General features: G+C 55.4%; 21 protein-coding genes and 1 pseudogene. 6 read left to right on the top strand and 16 right to left on the bottom strand.

The window, feature by feature from the left end; genetic code table 11:
• Positions 1-4 precede the first annotated feature (4 nt).
• The 3 genes from BN2684_RS15550 to BN2684_RS15540 all read left to right on the top strand — a co-directional run bounded on the left by BN2684_RS15550 (position 5) and on the right by BN2684_RS15540 (position 2,197).
• The gene (locus tag BN2684_RS15550; RefSeq protein WP_058303072.1) at positions 5-1,258 is read left to right on the top strand and encodes an MFS transporter; all 1,254 of its coding nucleotides are present in this window, start codon (positions 5-7) and stop codon (positions 1,256-1,258) included.
• Between the two features lie 14 nt (positions 1,259-1,272).
• Entirely contained in the window at positions 1,273-1,488 is a 216-nt protein-coding gene (locus BN2684_RS15545) for a hypothetical protein (RefSeq protein WP_058303071.1), read from the top strand.
• A 103-nt stretch (positions 1,489-1,591) separates the two neighbouring features.
• Positions 1,592-2,197, top strand: a complete 606-nt coding sequence (locus BN2684_RS15540) for a pentapeptide repeat-containing protein (protein ID WP_058303070.1) — start codon at positions 1,592-1,594, stop codon at positions 2,195-2,197.
• Between the two features lie 480 nt (positions 2,198-2,677).
• Here BN2684_RS15540 and BN2684_RS15535 read toward each other — a convergent pair whose 3' ends face one another.
• Positions 2,678-4,519 carry a glycosyltransferase 87 family protein gene (locus tag BN2684_RS15535; RefSeq protein ID WP_082652005.1) on the bottom strand — a complete coding sequence of 614 codons (1,842 nt, stop codon included), beginning with the start codon at positions 4,517-4,519 and terminating at the stop codon, positions 2,678-2,680.
• A gap of 163 nt (positions 4,520-4,682) precedes the next feature.
• Between BN2684_RS15535 and BN2684_RS15530 the strand changes: the two genes are divergently transcribed.
• Positions 4,683-4,910: a hypothetical protein gene (locus BN2684_RS15530; protein ID WP_148449991.1), complete on the top strand. Its 228-nt coding sequence runs from the start codon at positions 4,683-4,685 to the stop codon at positions 4,908-4,910.
• Positions 4,911-4,925: 15 nt separating this feature from the next.
• On the opposite strand, the gene BN2684_RS15525 is transcribed toward BN2684_RS15530, so the two are convergent.
• The 12 genes and pseudogenes from BN2684_RS15525 to BN2684_RS15470 all read right to left on the bottom strand — a co-directional run bounded on the left by BN2684_RS15525 (position 4,926) and on the right by BN2684_RS15470 (position 16,903).
• On the bottom strand, positions 4,926-5,687 hold the full coding sequence (locus BN2684_RS15525; protein WP_058303068.1) for a hypothetical protein: 762 nt from the start codon (positions 5,685-5,687) through the stop codon (positions 4,926-4,928).
• Positions 5,684-6,379 carry an ABC transporter ATP-binding protein gene (locus tag BN2684_RS15520; protein WP_058303067.1) on the bottom strand — a complete coding sequence of 232 codons (696 nt, stop codon included), beginning with the start codon at positions 6,377-6,379 and terminating at the stop codon, positions 5,684-5,686. Before BN2684_RS15520 ends, BN2684_RS15525 begins: the two co-directional genes overlap by 4 nt.
• Before the next feature lie 104 nt (positions 6,380-6,483).
• A pseudogene (locus BN2684_RS15515) lies at positions 6,484-6,843 on the bottom strand (GntR family transcriptional regulator); the annotation flags it as partial.
• A 33-nt stretch (positions 6,844-6,876) separates the two neighbouring features.
• Positions 6,877-7,626 (bottom strand): ABC transporter permease, encoded by a 750-nt coding sequence (locus BN2684_RS15510; protein WP_058303065.1) that lies wholly within the window; start codon positions 7,624-7,626, stop codon positions 6,877-6,879.
• Positions 7,619-8,680, bottom strand: a complete 1,062-nt coding sequence (locus BN2684_RS15505; RefSeq protein ID WP_082652004.1) for an ABC transporter ATP-binding protein — start codon at positions 8,678-8,680, stop codon at positions 7,619-7,621. Before BN2684_RS15505 ends, BN2684_RS15510 begins: the two co-directional genes overlap by 8 nt.
• Before the next feature lie 318 nt (positions 8,681-8,998).
• Positions 8,999-10,354: a dipeptidase gene (locus BN2684_RS15500; protein ID WP_187385777.1), complete on the bottom strand. Its 1,356-nt coding sequence runs from the start codon at positions 10,352-10,354 to the stop codon at positions 8,999-9,001.
• 207 nt (positions 10,355-10,561) lie between these two features.
• Positions 10,562-11,302, bottom strand: coding sequence for an SdpI family protein (locus tag BN2684_RS15495; protein ID WP_058303063.1), 741 nt, complete (start codon positions 11,300-11,302; stop codon positions 10,562-10,564).
• Positions 11,277-11,591 (bottom strand): autorepressor SdpR family transcription factor, encoded by a 315-nt coding sequence (locus BN2684_RS15490; protein WP_058303062.1) that lies wholly within the window; start codon positions 11,589-11,591, stop codon positions 11,277-11,279. Before BN2684_RS15490 ends, BN2684_RS15495 begins: the two co-directional genes overlap by 26 nt.
• 243 nt (positions 11,592-11,834) lie before the next feature.
• Positions 11,835-12,461, bottom strand: coding sequence for a nitroreductase family protein (locus tag BN2684_RS15485; protein WP_058303061.1), 627 nt, complete (start codon positions 12,459-12,461; stop codon positions 11,835-11,837).
• Positions 12,462-12,681: 220 nt separating this feature from the next.
• Positions 12,682-13,137: a hypothetical protein gene (locus BN2684_RS15480; protein WP_058303060.1), complete on the bottom strand. Its 456-nt coding sequence runs from the start codon at positions 13,135-13,137 to the stop codon at positions 12,682-12,684.
• 155 nt (positions 13,138-13,292) lie between these two features.
• Entirely contained in the window at positions 13,293-15,032 is a 1,740-nt protein-coding gene (locus tag BN2684_RS15475; protein WP_058303059.1) for an ABC transporter ATP-binding protein, read from the bottom strand.
• The gene (locus tag BN2684_RS15470) at positions 15,029-16,903 is read right to left on the bottom strand and encodes an ABC transporter ATP-binding protein (RefSeq protein WP_058304575.1); all 1,875 of its coding nucleotides are present in this window, start codon (positions 16,901-16,903) and stop codon (positions 15,029-15,031) included. The genes BN2684_RS15475 and BN2684_RS15470 overlap by 4 nt, the downstream gene beginning before the upstream one ends.
• A 181-nt stretch (positions 16,904-17,084) precedes the next feature.
• On the opposite strand from BN2684_RS15470, the gene BN2684_RS15465 reads away from it, so the two are divergent.
• Positions 17,085-17,966 (top strand): LysR family transcriptional regulator, encoded by an 882-nt coding sequence (locus BN2684_RS15465; protein ID WP_058303058.1) that lies wholly within the window; start codon positions 17,085-17,087, stop codon positions 17,964-17,966.
• A gap of 559 nt (positions 17,967-18,525) precedes the next feature.
• Here the strand turns inward: BN2684_RS15465 and BN2684_RS15455 are convergent.
• Positions 18,526-19,656, bottom strand: coding sequence for a DUF3048 domain-containing protein (locus BN2684_RS15455; protein ID WP_082652002.1), 1,131 nt, complete (start codon positions 19,654-19,656; stop codon positions 18,526-18,528).
• A gap of 293 nt (positions 19,657-19,949) precedes the next feature.
• Here BN2684_RS15455 and BN2684_RS24330 point away from each other — a divergent pair, with 293 nt between their 5' ends.
• Positions 19,950-20,801 carry a DUF4358 domain-containing protein gene (locus BN2684_RS24330; protein WP_199825324.1) on the top strand — a complete coding sequence of 284 codons (852 nt, stop codon included), beginning with the start codon at positions 19,950-19,952 and terminating at the stop codon, positions 20,799-20,801.
• Between the two features lie 173 nt (positions 20,802-20,974).
• On the opposite strand, the gene BN2684_RS15440 is transcribed toward BN2684_RS24330, so the two are convergent.
• Positions 20,975-21,463 carry a cation:proton antiporter regulatory subunit gene (locus BN2684_RS15440; protein ID WP_058303053.1) on the bottom strand — a complete coding sequence of 163 codons (489 nt, stop codon included), beginning with the start codon at positions 21,461-21,463 and terminating at the stop codon, positions 20,975-20,977.
• A 77-nt stretch (positions 21,464-21,540) separates the two neighbouring features.
• Entirely contained in the window at positions 21,541-22,764 is a 1,224-nt protein-coding gene (locus BN2684_RS15435; RefSeq protein WP_058303052.1) for a cation:proton antiporter, read from the bottom strand.
• Between the last annotated feature and the right edge of the window lie 255 nt (positions 22,765-23,019).

Genomic DNA, 23,019 nt, shown 5'->3' with positions numbered 1-23,019 from the left:
TACGATGAACCCTTTGAAAGCCTATCCACGAGAAGTGAAAGTCTTCCTTGCCGCCAGTCTGATCAATGCAACCGGCAGCGCCTTGATGTGGCCGCTCGTCAGCATGTTCGTGTTCGATGAGCTCGGCCGAAGCATGGCGGATGCCGGTCTTGCTATTCTCATCCAATCTCTCGGAGGAATTGCCGGCCAATTGTTCGGCGGCTCCTTCTACCATCGAATTGGAGTCAAACGACTCATCGTCGGGGCGCTCGCCCTGAACGCACTCGGTCTCTTCCTATTGCCTTTCGTCCGAGAGGTTTGGCCGCTATTTCTGGTGACGATGGGCCTCATCGGCCTCTTCAACTCCGTCTCCTCGCCCGCTATTCAAGCCTTCGTCGGCTTCCGGTTCGCCGAGCGTCGAGCGGAATTGTTTAACGTCATCTATGTGGCCAACAATATCGGCGTCGCTCTTGGAACCGCTATGAGCGGGTTTCTCGCTGATCTGTCCTATAACCTCAGCTTCGTGCTGAATGGGGTTTCCTGTGCGCTGTTCGCGGGCTTTTTTCTCATCTATCTGGGGAAGGTGGATGAAGCGGGCCTTGAGGAAGCCCCTCAAAGAGCCGGATGGAAAAGCATCCCGCCTGCCGACGATGAAAAATCGTCGGCAGGCGGTACTTGGGCCCTGCTCTCCAATGTCCGTCTGTATCTGCTGATCGCAATAGGCGGCCTGCTGCTGCAGGTCGGTAACTCGATCTGGAACACCGGCGTCTCCCCTTCCATCATCGCAAGCGGGATGGAGAAGAAGGCATACGGCTTCCTCTGGACCTTGAATGGTATCATGATCTTTGTCGCCCAGCCGCTGACGGCCCTCATTCGCCGTTTTGCCGCCCGGACCGTCACGGCCCAGATGACCGCAAGCAGCGCCTTCTATTTGGCGGGCTATGCCTGTATCCTGCTCATTCAGAGTTATCCCGGTATGATCACGGGCATGGTGTTCGCCACTCTCGGCGAAATGCTCATCGCTCCCGCCGTACCCGCCTATCTATCGGAGAACGGCGGTAGACACGCCCCCTTCTACATCGGATTGACCGGCGGAATCGGATCAGTCGGACGCGTGTTTGGCCCGTTTGTTATGGGCAGCCTGTTCGATGGCGGCGGACTCACTCCGGTCGCTTGGCTGGCTGTGGTAACCGCAGGCTTATCAACGGTCTTTTATGGCGTACATTCGCGAATTCAACATTCATCCCGGCTTCTGCCCGCCGCTGGAAAAGAAAGATAAGGAGGAAGCCCGAAATGGCGCTTAACCGAAGATTGTTTACCGATGCGGACTTTGCGGAGGCGGAGGAGAAGCAGGTGCTCATCCGCGTCTTTCAGGACGATCACATGGTGGATGCCGGCGGGGTCATCGTCCGGTTTTCTCCCGATCTCGTCGTCATCCAATCCGGAGTCGGCGACGTCGCTTATTACAGCCGCACGGAATGCGAGTTTTTTGAGATGAAGCGCCGGTAATACTCAGCGCTGATGAAAGATCGGCAGGCAGTATCTCGTGTGCAATTGTGGTTCACTTAGAAGTATGCCAGGGGAACCGATTGTTAAAGGAGGTGAAGCTGCAATGTCCACCTATGAACAGCAAGAATGGATTGAAGCGGATTTTTCGGGTGAAGACTTGCGGGAGACCGAGTGGAGGCAGTGCACGTTCATTCGCTGCCGCTTTCGAGGAGCTCGTATGGAGGACACCCGCTCCGAGCACTGCCAGTTCATTGATTGTGATCTGACCGGTGCGCTGCTGAATGCCTCCACTCACCTTCATACCGCTTTTACTAACTGCGAGATGCAGGGCGTCAACCTGTTTGTCTCCCGTTTCGAGGAGTGCAAGCTGGTCGGATCGAATTTGACGGAGAGCTTGACGAACGGATTCACGCTGCTCGGAGGCGACTGGTCCTATACGAATTTGCGGTTTGCCAATCTCAGCCGCCAAAATCTGCGCGGGGTACGCTTCTGCGAGGCGGATCTCATGGATTGCAACTTGGAAAAAGCCGATCTGCGCGAAGCCGACTTGACCCGCGCCATCCTGGCCAAAGCCAAGCTTTCAGGCGCAGACCTACGCGGAGCCAAGCTCGACGGCGTCGACTTTCCCTCGATGAATGTAAAAGGGGCACGGATGGATATGTTCCAAGCTGTCGCGTTCCTCCGGTCGTTCGGGGCGAAGGTCGAATAGAAGGTGGAATAGCTGAGAGATCGCTAAGCGGTAAACGGAGAGCTACTCTAAAGCCTTCCGCCTATCGGCCGCCATTCCTTTATGGGAGTGTCCCCAAAAGGTAACCTTGGACACCCTTAGAACCAATGGATGACCTTTGAAAAGAAGCCAAGGAACTAAGCGGCTTGTTCACGCTTAGTTCCTTGGTTTTTGACGTCTACCGCCGTGTTCGATCATCCTATTCACGACCAGCGCAGTAGCTCCGTTAAAATTTCAAAACCCTATCTTTTAGCAAAATAGCGGCCGTGGCCGCCGTTAGAGAAACTCACTCGAACAGCCTTGAAATTCCCCCTTAGAATTTGGTAGAACCACTAGGAATTCCGATCACATTCTAGGGGTGAGGGGGACTCACCCAAATGGTCGGTGGCTTTCGCATGCCCACAAGGTGTTCGAGAAGCCAACGATCGATCCTAGAAGAGTGCAAATCAAGCTTGTTGAGCCTCACCTACTTGATTCGCCCCTCTTTTTCATCATTTCAGGCAGCCTCGGCTGCCGCTCATCTTCGCTCGCATTCGGTTCCGTCGGATTCGACCTATTCGCATGTAAGCTCCGCCCCGCAAGCTCCCAGGCGACCTTTGCGAGCAAGCAGCAGAGGATTACATTGAGGAGCGACACGGCGAGCATCGGGAAATCAGCCGAACCCCCGCTCATTCCGATGGAGCGAGAAAAGTAGATGACATGTGTGTTCACGTAGACCGTCACCGTGAAGGCAGCGGCGAAGGCGAGCAGCCTTTTGTCCCGGAGGTAAACATAAGCCGCGAGAGTGAGCGCGATAGCCGGATACAGGTAGCGTTCATGCATGCTCGTCGAGAAGGTGAACACTCCGGCAATCTGGATCGCCCCTGCAAGAAACGCAAATGCGGGACTTTTCCCGCGATCATATACCGCCCATGAGAAGAGTGTCGTGATCGCGATGAAGATCAGCCCCAAGAGATGATAGCTGAACAGGAACCCGACATTTGCGCTCGGGGTATAATTTGTTCCGATCAGGCTAAAGAAATTGTACGCATTGACCGAAGCGTATGGATACTCTCCGACCGTGCTTTTGAAGAGATCGATGATCCATAGCGGTTCCTGTTTGAGGGAGAAGGGAACAAGGATCAACACCGCTGTTCCGATTCCCGCAGCAATGGCTTTGAGCCAAACCTTCAGGCTCCGCTGCCGCACCAGCTCGAAGAACAACACGGGCAGGAAGATGATGCCCTGCGGTTTCATTAGGATGGAGGCGGCGAACAACGCGGCGGACAAGGCCGGTTTTCTTCCGACGATCGCCGTGAGCGCCAGCAGAATGAACAGAGTGAAGAAGGAATCGACCTGCCCCCAGAACGTCGAGTTGATCAAGACAGCCGGATTCACCATGTAAAAAGCAGCCAAGAGCACTCCCGCCTCATACGAAAGGGCCTTGCGGGCAAGCCTGTACAGCAGCCAGGCGCTTCCCGCATCTGCAGCGAGGGAAGGAAGCTTGAGCAGCAGAGGGGAGTAGCCACCGAGTCCCAAAGTGGAGATCGCCTTGCCTATCGGGTACAAAAAATAGATGTAGAACGGCGGATAATCCGCATTCCCATTCACGTAAAAATCCTTAAGTCCGTTCGCTGCCGTCACAGCCCAATTGCGGAACAGCGACAAATCCATATGTCCGCTAATCCAAGGCGCAATCGCCACTCGCAGCAAAAAACCGGTGCCTAGCACCGTAACGAGCACAAGCAATCGATTCGCTTCCCGCACACGCAGCGAGTGCTTCTTCACGAGAATCGCTGCCGCCGCACAAAGCGCCGCAAAGCCCGCCGCATACCAAAGCAGCGAGACCCGCTGAGCTTGGCTGCCGCCCGAGCTGCCAAAGCCAGCTCCAGAAGCACCGCCAAACCCTCGCCCTCCGCGATTGCCCATTCCAAAGCTGCTTTGACCAGTTTGATCGGGTTGAAGGTTTTCCCCTTTATTGCGATTGCCCATTCCGGAACCGCTTTGTTCGGTTTGATCGGATTGGGTCCCATCCTCGTTATTGCGGCTGCCACTTCCAAAACCGCCTCCCCGATTGGTCCCTTCTTGATTCGTTGAAGCAGAGCCACTATCCGGTCTCTGGATCCCGCCGCCATTTGACCCGGCCCCTTGTCCCATGCCTCCCATAAAGCCGCGTCCGGTCCAGGTCATCCCACTGCTGCTTTTGGCGTTCGTGTAGGCAGTACTGCCATGATACGACCAAAGGGAATAACCGGTCGCGATCAGCGCGGCCACTAGGATTACCATCATCGCGATTCTCGCTTTATTTCGCTTCACTGCCGTCACTCGACTCCGCCTCCCGCATCAATCCTTTGGCTCATTATAGCCACCAAACCTTAATCGCACCTTAACGGCGCATGAAGCCGTGTCAGTTGAGGGAGCTGTCCGTTCATGAAATTCTCCTTGCTTGCTCCATTCCTCTTCATCTGCCTTCTTGCTGCTGGCTGCGGTGTCTACCGTGGAGGCGGATGCCGATCAAGACGGCGACAATGAGATCATCGCTACGGTCGGAACAAACCCGCAAACCTCCATCTACAAATGGAAGGAAAGCCGGATGGAAGTCGCCGATCTCAATGAGCTCATGAAGGCCGGGACGGTTCTTTCCACAAAAAAAGAAAGGGCCAAGAACGGCCCTTTCTCATGGCGATACTTTCAACTTCCAGACGGTTGGACTTGATGATTTCTCCGTTCGTTAATTCTCCACCTTATGCTTCATCAGCCAGAGGGTGACGCCGAGCAGAACGAGAACAATGGCCAGTTCGAAGAGAACGGGACCCATAAACCACTCTTTAAGCGGGAAATTCACGGGAACGGTCAAACTCCCGGCGCCGTCACTCTCATAGAGCTTGAACGAGAAATATTGAGTCATTTTCGTTACAGGGGTATGAAAAAGCTCTTGCTCAATCAGAGACGGAACATTCTGCAGCAGGGTGAATGCGATGATCACGACCGGGATTTTGCCTTTAAAGCGGAAGCTGAACAGGAAGGTCACCAGAAAATAGGCAACCATGCAATAAAACACGAACATCCAAAGCCCGGTTATGGCCGCCGCGAGATAATCCCCAATGCCAAACGAAGCGATTGCATCATGCAGAAGATGATGGGGCAGCCGATGCTTGATGAGCGCCGCCTGAGCGAGAGCGATGAGGCCGAGAACACTCTGGGAGATAAGACCGTAAATCAGAGATGCTGCCATATAAGCAAGAGGTCCGAGCGGCAGCAGCCGGCGGGAAGGCAGCTTGAGGCTTTGATAAAAGCCGCGTATGCACTCCACGAAGATCAAGATACAGACGGCCGCGTACGAAATCACGCTGATCATGATCGTGTACGCTTTCGCCTGCTCGCCTCCAGGCGTATACAGCAGCAAGGATAGCTGGATCAAGATCAGGATGCTGAGGGCACCAAGCAAGCTCGTCGCGTTTTGGCGGAATTGATATTTCAACAATTTACTCAATCCGCGAACACCTCCTTGAACAGCTCGTCGATGCTTTTTCCCGTCGTGATCCGAATCTCTTCCACTTCCTTGTGCAGCACGATCTCCCCTTCCTTCAAAAAGACCACTTCATCGAATATTCGCTCGATATCGCGCACAAGGTGGGTGGAGACGATCAAGGTGCTGTCCTCGGTATAATGATCCACGATGGCATCGAGGATCTTGCCTCTGGCGACCGGATCGACGCCGCCGATCGGTTCGTCAAGCAGATAGAGGCGCGCCCGACGCGACAAGGCGATTGTGAGCTGCAGCCGCTCGTTCATGCCCTTGGAGAGGGACTCCACTCGATCCGCAGGAGACAGCTTCATGAAAGCGAGCAGCTCATCCGCTTTCTGCCTGTCAAAATCGGGGAAGAAATCCGCGTAGTAGGCAATCGCGTCCCTCACCTTCATCCACGACTCCGTGAGCGGCTTATCCGGCATAAAGGAGACTAAGGGTTTTGTCGCAAGTCCCGCCGGAATACCGTTTACGGTTATCGTGCCTTGGTTCGGGTGGTTCAGCCCGGCGATGAGCTTCATCAGCGTCGTCTTCCCGCTGCCGTTCGGCCCGAGCAAGCCGACGATTCTGCCCGGCTCCAGCTGCAAGGAAACCTGCCTCAGTCCGCGATTATTCCTGTATTGCTTCGTCACGTCTTTCAGCTCCAGCAGACTCATGCTTCCGCTCCTCCTTCCTGGCCGTTGGAGCCATTCTGCCCGGACGAGGTTCCCGCAGGTTGCCCTCCCGACGCAGCGGCATTCCCGTTTCCATCCGATCTTCCCGTGCGAACAGCGTCCGCCACGATCGCAGCGATATCATCGCCCGCAAACCCCAGCTCCTGCATCCCTTCGATAAAGCGGCCGAGAAGCTCCCCGGCCATTTCCTTCTTGATCGCCATGATCTTCCCTTCCTCACTCGTCACGTATCGTCCGAGACCGCGGCGGCTTTCCACGGTCCCTTCGCGTTCCAGCTCCTGCAGCGCCCGCTGTACGGTGTTCGGATTAATCTGCAGCTCAGCGGCCAATTCCCGCACGGCAGGCACCTTATCACCGGTTCGTAAAACCCCGGTTACAATCTGCCGCTTGAGGTAGGTCATGATCTGGAGGTAAATCGGCAGGTTGTTGTCAAATTCAATGGGCATATTCCTGGTGCCCCCTTTCCTGAAAACCTACAATCAAGCCACATCTCGTTTGCAAAAAGCGAGAAAGCCAAGTCCGATGAATGCGGCTGCGTACACGGCCAATACGACGGCTGAGAACCCGAGCGTCATACCGGAGAGAGGAGGATGTCCGGCAGAGTAGACCGACAGATCCACATTGGAGAACAGCACGTACTTGTAAAAGGGTTTCGGGATCATGATATCACTGAGCAAGGAGATGAAGATGCCGGCGCCGATCGCCTTTCCAGACGAACGGGTGAGCACGCCGACCAAGAAGGTGAAGAGCACGAAGATCGACATGTAGATCCATTGATAGAGAGCCATCAAGAGCAGGTGACTCCAGGTCTCTCCAGCGGCTGGTTGAGTACCGAATACAATTCCTCCGACAACAAACATAGCAATCGAAGCGAAGACGGTTATGCTCATCGTGTAAATCAGGGTGATGATTAGCTTCGAGGCGAGGATACTTCCCCGACTGTGCGTCCGGATGAGTAGAAATTTCACCGTGCCAAACCGAAATTCCTGTGTCACAATCGAGGCCGTACTCGATACAGCGATCAGAGCGATCAGCTTGCCAAGGCCGCTCTTGTCGAGCGTACCCGTCGTATAATCGAATGCCGAATGAAACATGGTCGGATCGAGATTGTTGACCACAATAGCGGTGATAACCGTCAAGAGAAGAATCAAGAGATACGGGATGAAGAACCCCGGTTTCTTCCATATTTTTAACCATTCGTTCCATAAAAGCAATCCAAAGCTACGCAATGCGGTTGCCCCCCGTCCATTTCAAGAATTCTTCTTCCAAGGTTGCTTTCTGTTCTTCAATTCGGTGAATCCGAATCTGTCCGGCTGCGAGCAGGGCAACCAGCTCTGGGACGACCTCTTCATTCAATCGAAGAAGCAGGTCGCTGCCCGCACCCGGCTGATTGCTTGCTCCGGAAAATGAATCTCCCTGCACGCTCGAAGGGCTATCCATTCCGGAGGAGCCTTTTCCGGCGTCTACCGGATTATCCAGCAGCTCGACATCCTTCCGTTGTTCGATCAATTGCCGAGCGGCGCTCCTCTGTCCCGCTCCAACACGAAGCGACAGGACGACTCGCGCGCTCTCTGCAGGAGCTGTCTCATGAAGGGAGCGAACGGTCACAAGCTTGCCCTCCTGAATGACCACTACCCGACTGCACATCTGTTCCACTTCCGAGAGCAAGTGGCTGGAGACGAGGACCGAGATCTTTTCCTCCATCGCGATCTTCTTCAAGTATTCGCGCATCTCGCGTATACCCGCCGGATCGAGGCCGTTGGTCGGTTCATCGAGAATGAGCAGCTTCGGCCGATGCAGAAGCGCTTGGGCGATCCCGAGCCGCTGTCTCATCCCGAGCGAATAGGCCTTCACCTTTTTCCCCATCGCTTCCGTAAGTCCGACCAGCCGGATCACATCCATCAGCCGTTCCTCCGTTACCCCCGGGGTCATCCGCTGGTACTGCTTCAGGTTATCGAAGCCGGTCATGTAGGGGTAGAACTCGGGGTTCTCAATGATGCCGCCAATCAGGCTCATCGCTTCCGCATGGTTGCTACGGACGCTTTTGCCGCCGATGAAGACATCCCCTTCGCTCATGCCGATCAGGCCGACGATCATCCGGATGGTGGTTGTCTTCCCCGCTCCGTTCGGTCCGAGCAGTCCGACGATCTCTCCTGTACCGATCTCGAAGGAAAGACCGTCTACAATCTTCTTGGCTCCAATGCGCTTGGTGACTCCGTTCAACCGAAGTACCGGGACGGTTACCCCCCGCTTGGATTTCGCATCTTCCACATGCATGGTCATTGTATCGCCTCCATTATCCTTGATCCGCTGTAAGGCGGATTGGCTTTGCTTAACTGTATCGGTGTCATAGTTATATAGTACACTATAACATTAGAAAAGGAAAGCCCTTTTTTCTGTTGGAGGATAAAGCCGAAAACAACCCTCTCCGAATAAGGACTGCCTCTAAAGGCAAACCACCCAGGGAGATAGCAAAAAGAAAAACCGATCCTTTGGTATAGGGGAGTATCGCACTCCCCCTATCCCCAAAAAGGACCGGTTTTCTTATTCATTCCCTATACAGGGACCGATTGCTGCTGCCAATGGATTGGACCCGCTTGCTTACAAGGAGTCCAGGAAGCGGACGATGGTTTGCAGCCCTTTGTCGAAGTTCTCCAGATGGAAGTGCTCGTTAGGAGCGTGAAGGTTTTCGTCGGGAAGTCCGAAGCCCATCAACACGACCGGAATGTTCAGCACGCGGGACATGTTCTCCACAATGGGAATGGAGCCGCCGTCCTTCGTGAAGACCGGACGGGTGCCGTATACGTGCTCAAAGGCGTCCGCGGCTTTTTGCAGAATCGGCAGAGACGGATCGATGGTGAAGGGGTTGCCTTTTTCCCGCTGCAAGACCGAGACCTTAGCTCCTACCGGGGTGTGAGCCTTAATATGCCGTTCGAGCTTGTCGAGAATATCCTGCGGGTCTTGGCGGCCGACGAGGCGGCAGGTGATCTTGGCATGTGCTTCCTTGGGGATGACCGTCTTCGTTCCCTCTCCCTGGAATCCGCCATAGACCCCGTTCAGCTCAAGGGTCGGGCGCGCTCCGGTGCGCTCTACGTAGGTATAACCGGCTTCACCGAACAGCTCGTCAAGGCCGAGATCGCGTTTCAGGGCTTCTTCGTCGAATTCCTTGCGGGCCAGCTCTGCTCGCATCTCCGGACTCAGATCGGGAACGTCGTCATAGAATCCAGCCACGTTCACCCGTCCATCCGCCGTGTGCAGAGTGCTGAGCAGTTCGACGAGCGCATGCAGGGCGTTCGGTACGCCGCCTCCGAAGGTTCCGGAATGCAGATCCGTGTTGGCCGTCGTCAAGTCGACGTCCAGGGAGCACAGTCCGCGCAGACCGGTGCAGATTGCAGGCTTGTCCGGACCGAGCAGCTCGGTATCGGAGATCAGTACAGCGTCTGCGGCCAATTTGTCAGAATTCTCGTCGACGAAGCCGTACAGATTCGGGCTCGTGATCTCCTCCTCACCTTCGATGCAAAGCTTCACGTTGACCGGCAGCTTGCCCTCCAGCTTCAGGATCGCTTCCAGCGCTTTGACATGGAGGAACAATTGACCTTTGTCATCGGTTGCTCCGCGGGCATACAGCTTGTTGTCGCGAATCTCCGGCTCAAAAGGCGGGGATTGCCACAGGTTCAGCGGATCTACCGGCTGGACGTCATAATGGCCGTAGACGAGAATCGTCGGCTTGCCAGGCGCGTGCAGGTGATCGGCATACAGGATCGGATGTCCTGCGGTTTGATGAATTTCCACATGCTCCATGCCGGCTGCAAGGAGTTTATCGGCCAGCCAGGAAGCGGCCTTTTGCATATCGGGTTTATGTGCGGACAGAGCGGAGATGCTCGGAATACGGAGCCATTCCTGCAGCTCAGCCAGATGCTTTTCCCGATTTTCACTGAAATACGTTTGGTAATCCATGTTGATCCTCCTGAAAGTAATTCACCCGCCGATTTGCGGTTGCCGCTCTTCTTAGCCTAGGGTTAGGCCAAAGCGAGAGTGCGGTTCACCGGCAGCATAGACAGCGCCGTCCGATGAAGGACTTGATCGGCAGCCGCGAGCGGCGGGGGTCGTTTCCCTTATTTTACTACAAGCATGCCGGAAAATACGAGTCAACCGACAAGATTGCTAACGGGCGAGCCTCCGGCCGTACACGAGCGGGATCAAGACCAGCAGCACGAGCAAGCTTATGGCAGCCGGAAGGAAGAGCGAGCCCGGAAGAAATGCCGAGAGCGCCACACTGGCACCGCCCGCCATCCAGACCTTCCCTGCGAACCGCTGGGTCTTGAACCAGACATCGGCATCCTCCAGGTTGCGGCGAGTCCGGAAGCCGGATAGGCGGTTTCGCTTAAGCTTCGGCATGAAATTGCCCAAGCCTAGCAGAAGGAGGCCGAGGAAGAAAGCGACGATCCGTTCAAGCGAAATCGACCTGAGAACATCCAGATCCGTCATGCGGAGCATCGAATGGATGCTCATTGCCGTAAACAACAGCGCGACCAAGGCGGCAACCGTATTCATGTAAAAGCGCAAGGATGCGCTGCCGTTGCCCTCCGCTTCCTGAGCACGGATGACAAAGTAGCCGATCGGCTTCATGAGAAGCGGTCCGATAAACCCGAGAAGGGCAAACAATAGCATGTCGAAGCTGAACTTATCCGCATAGCGGTCTGCGGCCCCCGCCGCATTGTAATGCACCGGAACTCGGTCCGACATATGCGGGTACAGCACCATCAACGCCATGACAGGCACGAGCGCAATCCCCCAAGCCACCCAGGAGGACAAGCGGAATTTCTTGTTCTTGGTTTGCTCCGAACTTGTTCCCTTCAGCATCTGACCCGTCACAAGCTTATTCTTCGATCCTGCGCCGTTCATCGTCAGACTCCCTTTCCTGTGAATTCTCATTACCGCCCAGCGAGATCATCCATTTCATCACATCTTCAAATACGCTTGTGTTCAGTTCATAGACGATGAACTTTCCCTTGCGTTCCGTTCGAACGAGCTCCGCTTCCTTGAGGATCGCCAGATGATGGGAGACCGTCGCCTGCTTCATCTCAAAGCGGGCGGATATGTCGCCAGCCGTCATTTTCCCGTCTCGCAGCATCTCGAGAATGTCCCTTCGATACTCATCTGACAGCGCTTTGAAAGTCAGCTTCAAGCTCACGAACAGCCCCGCCCTTCATCATTTAGATCAATTTCATTTCGATTATTTTCTAAATGTAGCATATTCGGATTGGAAGCACCTGTCAATCCTAACTTCGAAAAGAAGTCTCAACCCTTCCTCCTTCTCACTATGAGGGAAGAGTGACGATCTGTTATGGGTATAAGAAAAGGGCCGTTATCCGGCCCCATTCAACTCAGATCTTCTTGTCGCGCTACCCTAATTCAAGAGCTGGAATCCCTCCAACTACTCGAATTTGTTCCAGGTTGTCACTTCATCCACGGTAAGCCGTGAGCTCTTGTGCGCCTCCCGTGCGGCTTTGCCCACTGCGATGAGCATGACTTGAGCATAGCGGTCGGGAACGCCAAACTCTTCCTTGAACCTAACCGAGTCGTAACCGCCCATGGGCACGGTATCGTAGCCGTGTGCCTTCGCTACCAGCATGAGCTGCATGGAGACGAGCCCGCCGTCCACCAATACGATTCCCCGCGCCACTTCCGGCGGCAGGTTCTTGTAGGTTTCGATGTTGCGGGGCACCATCCGGTTCTTCGTCGCTTCATCCATAAAGCCGATTTCGACGGCGCGGTTGTAGATCTTCTCCGTCTGTTTATAGGAATCCAGATCCCCAAACACGGCGATCACGGCAGAGGCGTCCACGACCTGCTGCTGGCCATATGCAATGGGCTTCAGCCTTTCTTTCGCTTCCTGATCGGTAATAACCAGAAAACGCCACGGCTGCAGATTGGAGGATGATGGAGCAAGCGTCGCTTCTTCGAGCATCTGCTTCAGTTCATCGTCCGAGATTTTAACTTCCGGATCATAATAGCGAACGGAATGGCGTTCGCGGATGACGTCAAAGAAAGTGGGCTCCATCGGTCTTTGCCTCCCAAAACGGAAATGGTTCGTTCGGGATCATTATACACGGATTAATAAGCTGCTTACAAATGGTATGCTGAGTGAGGTGGTGGGTTCGACTCCGCGTAGATCCGGAACCCGATTCGCGATCAACACCGGCCGAACCCACGGAATAAACCATCTTTGAAAGAAGCTTTGACTAAAGCTTTGACCAGCCCATCGAGTGGCCATTCCCGGCTTACAGATCGACTCCGTCCGGTCCGTCAAGCAAGTCGATGGTGCCCACGGCGAGCACGCCGATGGCGGCTGCCTTGACAAGATTCTTGGCAGCGTCCTTCGTCTGCTCGGCATCCCCCTGCCGCATTCCGTTCACAGCTTCTTTGCCATTGTGGTAGACGTAACCTGCCCCTTGTACCGTTCCGCGAACAACCCGATCCGCAGCGCTCCCCAGATCGGCGAGTCCGGCATCCCGCTTCTCGGCATCGGAAGTGATCAAGCCGGCTCCCGTATCCCACAGGCCGCTGGCTGCCGTGCCGAGTGTCTCGCCCGATTTCACCGTCACCTTCTCAACGCTGTCGCCGATCTCCTTGATGAACGGGCTTCCGGCCAGTTCCCCGACCACGCGGACGCTGCCACCGATCACGAGTCCTGTCATTTTACCGGCGTATCGACCTGCTTTCTTCAGCAAATCCATGCTGCATTCTCCTCTCCCTTGCGCAAACCGGTTCACAACCGTCTGCATCCATGCAACACATACGTCTCACAAGCGGCTGGGTTTCACTGGGGAGTTCGTGCTCGAGGGTTCGTGCTCCAAAGGTTCGTACTCCGTGTCTCCGTGAGTTCCGTTCCTTATACCGCCGCAAACTGGCTGTTGTAGAGCCGCGCATACCCGCCGTTCAAAGTGAGCAATTGTTCATGCGTCCCCTTCTCCACGATATTCCCGTTCTGCATGAAAAGAATCAGGTCCGCTTCCCGAATCGTCGAAAGCCGGTGGGCGATGACGAAGCTCGTGCGGCCTTCGATCAAGCGAAGGAACGCCTGCTGAATGCGCTGCTCGGTGCGCGTGTCGATGCTGCTGGTCGCTTCGTCGAGAATGAGCATAGGCGGATCGGCCAGCATGACGCGCGCGATTGTGAGCAGTTGCTTCTGCCCGCCGGACAGGTTGTCTCCGGAAGCGGACAAGCGGGTATCGTAGCCTTCCGGCAGCCGTTTGATAAACCCGTGAGCGTATGCCGCTTTGGCGGCCACCACAATCTCTTCCTCCGTCGCATCGGGCTTGCCGTACGCGATATTCTCGCGAATGGTGCCGCCGAACAGCCAGGTCTCCTGCAGCACCATACCGAAGCTTTTGCGCAGGCTATCTCGGGTGAGGCTGCGGATGTCCGTTCCGTCCACGCGGATGGAGCCGGAATCCACATCGTAGAACCGCATGAGCAGGTTGACGAGCGTCGTCTTACCCGCTCCGGTCTGGCCGACAATAGCAACTCGCGTGCCCGGAGGAACCTCCAGGCTGAAGCCGGTAATGAGCGGACGGTCCGGGGTATACCGGAAGCTCACCTGGTCGAAAACAATGATTCCCTGCTTGGGAGCCAGCTCCCGGGAAGCCGGGTCATCCGGCATCTCCGAAGGCTGGTCGAGCACCGCATAAATCCGCTGAAGGGAGGCGGTGGCCGCTTGGATCTGTGTCAGCACACCCGTCACTTCATTGAACGGCTTGGCGAACAGGTTGGAATAAATCAGGAAGCTGGACAGATCACCGATGGTGATCCCTCCGTAAATGATGTCCATGCAGCCGATGATGGCGACCGCAGTAAAGGTGATGTTGTTCACGAGGCGGGTCGTCGGATTCGCCAGCGAACCGTTGAATTGAGACTTGATTCCAACTTCATACAGCTCACCGTTGCGGCTTTCGAATTCTTTATAGGTATGCTCCTCATAGTGAAAGGCCTGCACGACCTTTTGCCCACCGATGGTTTCCTCCGCATACCCGTTCAGGCTGCCGAGAATCTTCGCCTGCTCGCGAAACAGCTTTTGCGACCGGGTGGTGATAAAGCGGGCCACATAATAGGAGATCGGGGCTGATACGAGGACGACAAGCGCCATGAGCGGACTGATGTAGAGCATGAAGCCGATGGCTCCTACAATCGTGAAGATGCCCGTCAAAAAGGTGGAAAAGCCTTGCAGCATCCCATCCGAAATCGCATCCATATCGTTGACGAAACGGCTGATCGTATCCCCATGCGGGGTGGTGTCATGGAACTTGAGCGGGAGCGTGTTCAGCTTGTCGAACAAATCCTCACGCATGCGGTTGACGGTCTGATAGGAGATTTTGTTCGTCCAATACGTAAGCAGCCAGCCGAAGAAGCTGCCGATTGCATAGACCACCGCGAGCCCCGCCAAAATCCCTCCGACGGAATGAAAATCCACCGTTCCCGGGCCGACCATGTGGTCGATGGCGCGGCCGATCAGCAAGGGACCGGCCACGCTCGCCGCTACGCTGATCAGCGCGGCCAGTACAGAACCTAGAGCCAGAAGGCGGAACGATTCCGCATAGGCGATCAATCTTTTCCAAGCTTGCCAGGCTGTCATCTCCTCGCCTCCTCTGCATCCAATTGGGACATGGCAATCTCGCGGTAGACCTCGCAGGTGCGCAGCAATTCGTCGTGCTTGCCGATTCCGGCGAGACGGCCCTCTTCAAAGACAAGGATCTTGTCGGCGTGTTGGATAGTGCTGACACGCTGAGAAACCAACAAAACCGTCGTCCCCTCGCTGCTCTCGCGAATGGCCCGCCTGAGGGCCGCATCTGTCGCAAAATCGAGAGCGCTGGACGAATCGTCCAGGATGAGGATATCCGGCCGCGACACGACGGCGCGAGCTATCGTCAGCCGCTGCTTCTGACCACCGGACAGGTTAAGGCCTCCGCGCGAGATCGGAGTGGCATAGCCTTCCGGCATCCTGCCGATGAATTCGTCCGCCTGCGCGATGCGTGCTGCCCGAAGGACCTCTTCGTCCGAGGCGTCCTCCTTGCCCCAGCGAATGTTGTCCGCTACAGTTCCGGTGAAGAGAACCGCCTTTTGCGGAACGAGGCCGATCTTCTTGCGGAGCTCAAGCAGCGGATACTCCTGCACCGGAATCCCGTCCATCTTCACGCTCCCCTCAATCGCATCATAAAAGCGGGGGATCAAGTTCACGAACGTCGTTTTGCCCGAGCCGGTTCCCCCGATCAAGCCGATCGTCTCGCCGCGCTTGATGGTGACGGACACATCCGTGAGCGCATAATCACCAGTCGCGCTGTAGCCGAAGGAAACCCGATCGAACTCGATGGCTGGAGCGGAGCCGGAAGAAGAGCTTCCCTCAGCGGGGGCATTCTGTGTTTTGGTGATGCTGCTTGTAGGGGTCGAGCCGTTCCATTGGGAATCCACTCGAAGGACCCGAGGCTCGGGATCGACTCCCGAAGGCTCTGGCATGGATGCCGAGGATTCCGCATGGGATGCCAAACTAGCCGCATCCTTCACCGATGGCTCAGCCGCCAGCACCTCGCTGACCCGACCGGCGGAAGAAAAGGCTTTGGTGAAGATGACCACCAGGTTCGAAACGACGATGAGCGCAAGCAGAATTTGCGTCACATAGTTGATGAACGCGATGATCTCCCCCTGCGACAAGCGGCCGCTGTCGATTCGGCCGCCGCCGACCCACAGGATCGCGATGATTCCTGCATTTACTACGAGCGTTGTAAACGGATTGAGCAGCGCCGATAGACGCCCTACCCGAATCGCCGTTGCCGTCAAATCGTCGGACGCTTCGCGAAACCGCTCCTTTTCTCTGCGGGATTTTGCAAATGCACGAATGACCCGTACACCCGAGAGATTTTCACTCAGAATGACCGCGAGGCCATCCAGCTTGCGCTGATAGCTACGGTACAGAGGGGAGGTTCGGCTGATGATCCAGTACAGCAGGACAGCGAACACCGGAGTGGCAGCCAGCAGGACGAGCGAGAGCTGAAAGTCGAGGATCATCGCCATGATGATCGCTCCGATGCAAATAAACGGTGCGCGAATAACAAGCCGAATGAGCATCGCTACGGCAAACTGCAGCTGATTGACATCGTTGGTCAGCCGATTGGTTAGCGTAGAGGTGCCGAAGCGATCCAGCTCCGCGTACGAGAAAGATGAAATTTTTCGAAAAAGCGCATTTCGCAATAGCGTTCCATACCCCTGAGAAGCGCGCGCCGCATAATATTGGCAGACGAGGGAGCTGGCATATCCGCAGACGGTCATGACAAGCATGACCCCTCCCATTCTCAGGATGTAGGATGAATCATGCTGCCCCACGCCGCGATTGATGATGAGAGCGACGATCGTGGGTAATAACAGCTCCAGAATGGCTTCAATCAGCTTGAAAATAGGGCCGATCACAAGCTCCTTCCGATAGGGCTTCAGAAAACTCGAGAGTTTGGACAAGGAAACCAACACCTTATTCATCATGATGGCATTCAGCCGATTCGGCAAAATGCGGGGGGTTGACGATTTGCAACCACCGGTTATGATTATGGCATATCCCTTTGCATATGAAAACTATTAGATACATATCCTTTCCATACCGAAATCATATGGATTGGTTTGATTCGCGAGGAGGTTCAGGATGGATATCCGCCAATTGATGTATTTTCTCGCTATCGCCGAGGAGGGTCAGATCACCGCTGCCGCCAAGCGCTTGCAGATGGCGCAGCCTCCATTAAGCCAGCAGCTTCGACTTCTTGAAGAGGAGTTCGGCGTCAAGCTGGTGGAGCGCGGCTCCCGCAGCATTCGTCTCACCGGTGCGGGTGAGCTATTGCGTGACCGGGCTCGCCAGATCGTGAGCTTGACGGATTCCGCCGTCCGCGAGATCGAGGATTATGCCAAGGGGCTCACCGGTACGCTAGCCATCGGCACCGTCTCTTCCTCCGGAGCAGCCCTGCTTGAAGTAAGACTGTCCGATTTTCACCAGGCTTATGCGGGAGTCAAGTTCGAGCTTCATGAAGGAAACACCTTCGCCGTACTGGATATGCTGCGTAAAGGAATTGTCGAGGTGGGAATCGTTCGGACGCCCTTTCCTTCCGCTCCTTATGAATGCTTGTTCGTCGAGCCGGAGCCGATGATTGCCGTCATGACGCCAGAGCTCACCTGGTCGGGAGATACTGCCCCCATCGAGATCGGCGAGCTGGAAGGCAAGCCGCTCATTCTCTACCGCAGGTTCGAGTCCTTGATCCGCGAAGCGTGCGGACTCGCCGGGTTTGAGCCGGAGGTGTTCTGCTTGAACGACGATGCACGCACGACTCTACTCTGGGCAAATGCGGGCCTTGGCATTGGCCTCGTTCCCGAGTCAGCCATCCGCATCGCTGGGAGCGGGAACTTGATCGTCCGGGAAATCAAGGGAGAAGCCTTGAAGACACGGATCGCCGCCATCTGGATGAAGGATAAATACTTATCCGCTCCCGCTCGCAAATTCGTCGAAAGCTTCGGCAAACCGCCGGAAGCGAGATGACAAAAGGTAGAGCAGCAAAAAACATGCCTCCTCTCACGCCCGTGTAGGGCCTGGAGAGGAGGCATGTTTTTTGGGTTGTGCTAACGCGGCCAGGCGCAGAGCCAGAGCGTGCGCAAAAGTGTAGGCGCATACACGAAGTCAGCCGCCTAGCGGAAGCGCGGAGCCGAAGCGTCAGCGCGGCTGGCGGGGTTGGTCGCCCAGCGGAGGCGGAGCGCCTGGGGCGAGGTGGAGAAGCGATAGCGCTCGCCTTTGGATTTCGGGGGCTAACAACCAGCAAATTCAATCAAGGCCCCCGAAACCAACAGCGATCGGAACCTCGCCCTGGAAGTGCGGAGCCGAAGCGTCAGCGCGGCTGGCGGGGTTGGCCGCCCAGCGGAGGCGGGGCGCTTGGGGCGAGGTGGAGAAGCGATAGCGCTCGCCTTTGGATTTCGGGGGCTAACAACCAGCAAATTCAATCAAGGCCCCCGAAACCAACAGCGATCGGAACCTCGCCCCGGAAGTGCGGAGCCGAAGCGTCAGCGCGGCTGGCTGGGTTGGCCGTCTAGCGGAGGCGGAGCGCTTATGAAAATTCCGGAACCGTGCCGAGCGGGACGATCTGGATCCACGTTTTTCCCGGAACGAGCGGCAGTTCTGCGCCGTTCGCGAACACGCGGATCACGCCATCTTTGCGGCTCCACGTTACCGACCGTTGATGTCCCTGCTGGATGAGGTAACCCTTGCCGGACGAATTTACATCGACGGCCCGGCGTCCCTCTTTGTCCAATATTTTATGAGAGGCTTCGATTACAAGAACGTTTGCCGCCGTGAGCTGCTTGCCGCTATCCTTGTCCACATGCGGCTGTCCGGCCATGAATCGGTTATACACTCCCGTTTCCGCATCGTACTCATAGCCGACCTTATACCCCATGATATAGGGAATCGTGACCTTGCTAGCCGGCTGCCACACCGCTTCTTCGTTGACGACGGATTCCCCTACCGATGCGAAGGAAAGCCCCGGGTTTGTCCACTGTGTGCTGAATTTGTGCCGAGCCGCGCCATCCTGTATCTTTTCCCAGGAGGTGTACAAGTTGTGAGGCGCCTTGCGGTCCTTCGAACGCCAAAAGGTAACGCCGTCCGCATAGACGCCGTCCAGGTGGTCGGCTTTTAGCTTGACCATCATGTTCATGCCATCCTGACTCCAGCCCGCATGGACGAGCATCGCGCCAAGACCGACGCCAATCTCGGCAAAATAAGGGCGCATGCTGCGCACCGGACCGATGACCTCCGGCTTCTCGCTCTGATAGACAGCCAGAAATCTCGTAATCTCTCCTTCCGCCAACACCTCATATACGAGATCGGCTTGACTCAGTCCCGTTTGCGGCCTCGCCGCCGGGGAATTCTCCACCGTCACCAGGAAAGCCCGATCCTTGTTCTCCGTTTGACTCGGAAGTCCGGTTAGCGGCTGAACATAGGGCAAAACAGGAGCCGCAGTAGCTGTAGGATCAACCACGGCTGTCGGCGCCATCGTCGGAAGACTGCCGGACGGTGAAACCGTCTCCGTCACTTTAGCGGGACCGCAGCCCGCCGTGATTAGGAAAACGCAGCAGACTCCGGCAAGCCAGCGAGTTCGCTGAAGCCGCCTGCGGTGTGGGGATGGTTGAATGGGATTCGCTTGATAAGCCGTATGTATGTGCGGGGTCGATGAGTTCATGAGATTCTCCTTTTCCGATCTTACTAGTACGCTGTCAACCTTAATCGTATGTATACGAAGCGGCGTCAATCGGTATGGGAAGTGGTGCGGAAACCATCTTTTTTGAGTTGACAGCGTACTAGTCCTATTCAGTATAGCATGTCCTTGATTTCGGAGGCAGGAAACCTCTCGACAGCGGATACCTCGGTTCGTCACGAGCTCTCGTATAGGCAAGCCTTTCCCTCGGTTCCTGCAACCTTTTGACGAATGCTGTCGTCTGAGGGAACGACATCATGAGAGAAGGAGAGTTGTTCTTGAACCCCTTGACTTCGTTTTATCCCAAGCTTGCCGCCTTCGCGGTAGCCGCAGCTCTAGTTGCTTCCGGCTGCAGCAGCTCCGCTGACCGATCGGAATCAAGTCCGGCAGTCAGCTCCGTTCCATCTGCCGAAGCATCCGCCTCCCCATCCCCCACCGCAACCGACTCGGCAGCCGTTGGGTCAAGCTCCTCCCCGGAGGAAACGGCCTCCGAAGCTCCCAGCGCAACTCCCTCGACGAGTCCTTCGGAGCAGCCGAACGAGAAGGAGACCTCTGCACCAGCAACGGTCAAGCTAACCGATAAGCCAGACGCCAAGCCGACCGGAAATCCCTCATCTAAGCCCACGGTGAAGCCGACCGCCAAGCCTACAGCAAAGCCGACTGCTAAGCCCACAGCGAAACCAACGGTCGATCCTACTGCGAAGCCAACCGCCAAGCCAAGTCCATCCATGAAGCCGGAAACGAACGTGAAGGCAGCGGATGTGACCGCAAAAATCAAAGAAGAGATCGAAATGCCGATGCTCATGAAGGTGGAAGGAGATATGATCCAAGATATCTATTATCTCGATCCTTCCCTCCTCGCAGATTATTCGTTCATGCAGCCCATGATAAATGTCAGCACAAGTGAAGTGGTCGTCGTGAAGCTGAAATCGGGAGACGACTACAAAGCCGTCACGGAAGGTCTTAAGAAAAGAGCTGCCGACGTTCAACGAATCTTCTCGACCTATCTGCCCGACCAGTATGAGCTTGCCATGAACGATCAGATTGTGAGGAACGGCGATTACGTCCTCTTCAGCATCACAAAGGATCAAAAGAAAGCCGCAGAAATCTTCAATAGCTTCTTCAAGTAAACGAAGCTTCGCCGGTATCGACCAACGACATCCTATGATATCGTACAAAAAAGGACAGTCCCGCTCAGCGGACTGCCCTTTTTTCGTTTAGTAAACCCAAGCTATTACACAGGTTAGTACGCTGTCGGCCCTAATCGTGTGGATATGAATCGGGTCAATGGGGATGAGAAGTTTTACCCGAACTGAAGAAGTTCCTTCAGTATGCGGATCTGCTTGCGCTCCCCGGCGATGACGATGGTGGTGCCGGCAATGAGGCGATCCTCCGGACCCGGATTGATTTTTTGGCCGGTTTTGCCGACGATGGCGAGGATGGTGGCTCCGGTCTTGGCACGGACGTCCAGCTCCATGATCGATTTGTTGACGCTTTTGAAGGACGGCTCCAGCTTAAACCAGTCGATCACCAGTTCATCGAGCGAAACCTCAATCGTCTCCAGCGCTTTCGGTTTGTACGTCATCCCTCCGATAATCGCGGCGACCTGGCGGGCTTCCTCGTCTTCCAGGGTCACGAGGGATACGCTTTCCTCTGGATCGTCATCATCATAGTGGTACAGCTCGCGGCGGCCGTCGTCGTGAATGACGATCACCAATTTATCTCCGGAACGGGCTTCCAGTTGATACTTTTTCCCGAGGCCCGGAAGATCGGATTCTCGAATAATTCCCATAGCAGCTTTCCTCCAATATCAGGTTGTGGTTAGACTTGACTCGCATCCTCTGCCTCAGGCTGACATCGCACCGCGCTTCACGGCTGTGAAGCAGGAGCATCCTGCGGCTTCGGCTTGTTCCATTTGAAGATTTTGTTGAGAAATTTGTAGACATGCTTCGATTCCTTGGTCAAGAGCGGACCGATGATGGCGAGAATAAGAACATAGAGCGCCGACAGCGGCCGGAGAACGGGCATCAGCCCCGCCGTTATTCCGAGATTGGCGACGATGATGGTAAATTCCCCGCGGGCCATAACCGTAAGGCCGATGTTGGTGGACGCTTTGTGGGAGAGACCGGCTTTCCTTCCGGCGATCATCCCGGAAACCACGTTGCCGAGGATCGTGAGCACAGCGGCAATGAGAGCAAGGCCGACCGCACTTCCCAGCGTACTCGGATCAATGCCGAGGCCAAAGCTGAAGAAGAACACCGCGCCAAAGAAATCCCGAAACGGTACCACCAGATGCTCGATTCGTTTGCTGTGCTCCGTCTCCGACAAAGCGAGGCCGAACAGGAGGGCTCCAATCGCCTCCGCGACGTGAAGCGTTTCTGAGAAGCCTGCAACGAAGAACAGGAGCGAGAATACGACGATGATGAAAATTTCGTTGGATGCGATATTCAGCAGACGATTAAGCACCTTCGGACCAAACCGCGCGATGACGAAAAACATCAGCATGTAGCCAATCGAAATCGCCACGGATACGAGCACCCCACCGACGGATGTCGCCCCCCCGAGCAGCAGCCCGGACATGACGGATAGGAAGACCGCCAGGAAGATATCGTCGAACAAAATCATTCCGAGAATAAGCTCCGTCTCCGCATTGCCGGTCCTTCTAAGATCGACAAGCACCTTGGCCACAATAGCCGTAGAGGAGACAGACATCATCCCGGCAACGATGAGCATTTCATTGAAGGGGAAATCCGCAAGATAGGCGAACCCGAGGCCCAGAGCAAAATTAAGCGCCACGTAAATGCTCCCGCCGAACACAATGTTACGCCCTGATTTTATCAGCTTGGACACTGAGAATTCCAGCCCCAAATAAAAGAGCAGGAACAAAACGCCGATGCGGCCGAGAAATTCGATGAATGGCTGGCTCTCGATGAACCGGAAATCCAAGATTCCGATCTTAGGGGCATGGGGCCCAACCAGCATTCCGAGGACGATCAGAAATGGAATGATGGAAAATTTCAGTTTATTCGCAAGCACCGAGGCCAACGCGACCAGTAACAAGGCCGTACCGACCTCAAAAACCAAGTGATCCATAGAATCCCTCCCTCTTCTCCTTGTTTATACATCTATTATACAGATAAATGAGCAATAAACAAAACATATTAGTATTTTATCGAAACTTTACGATTTTTTTTGCTTAATTTATTCATTATTCCCGATTTTATGCCATCCATACCTTCCCGGGGAAAATGGGCCTGTTCCTTCTGTCCTTGCCATGAGAGCTGGAAATCCAGCCTTTACAAAGAGCCAACATATGCTATAGTTAGAGCGTGTTTGCAAACATGCACT

Source organism: Gorillibacterium timonense (genome assembly GCF_001457415.1).
In the GTDB taxonomy this organism is placed as follows: Bacteria; Bacillota; Bacilli; order Paenibacillales; family NBRC-103111; genus Gorillibacterium; species Gorillibacterium timonense.
The sequence above is the reverse complement of the archived record's forward strand: the minus strand, read 5'-3'. Positions and strand labels throughout refer to the sequence as shown.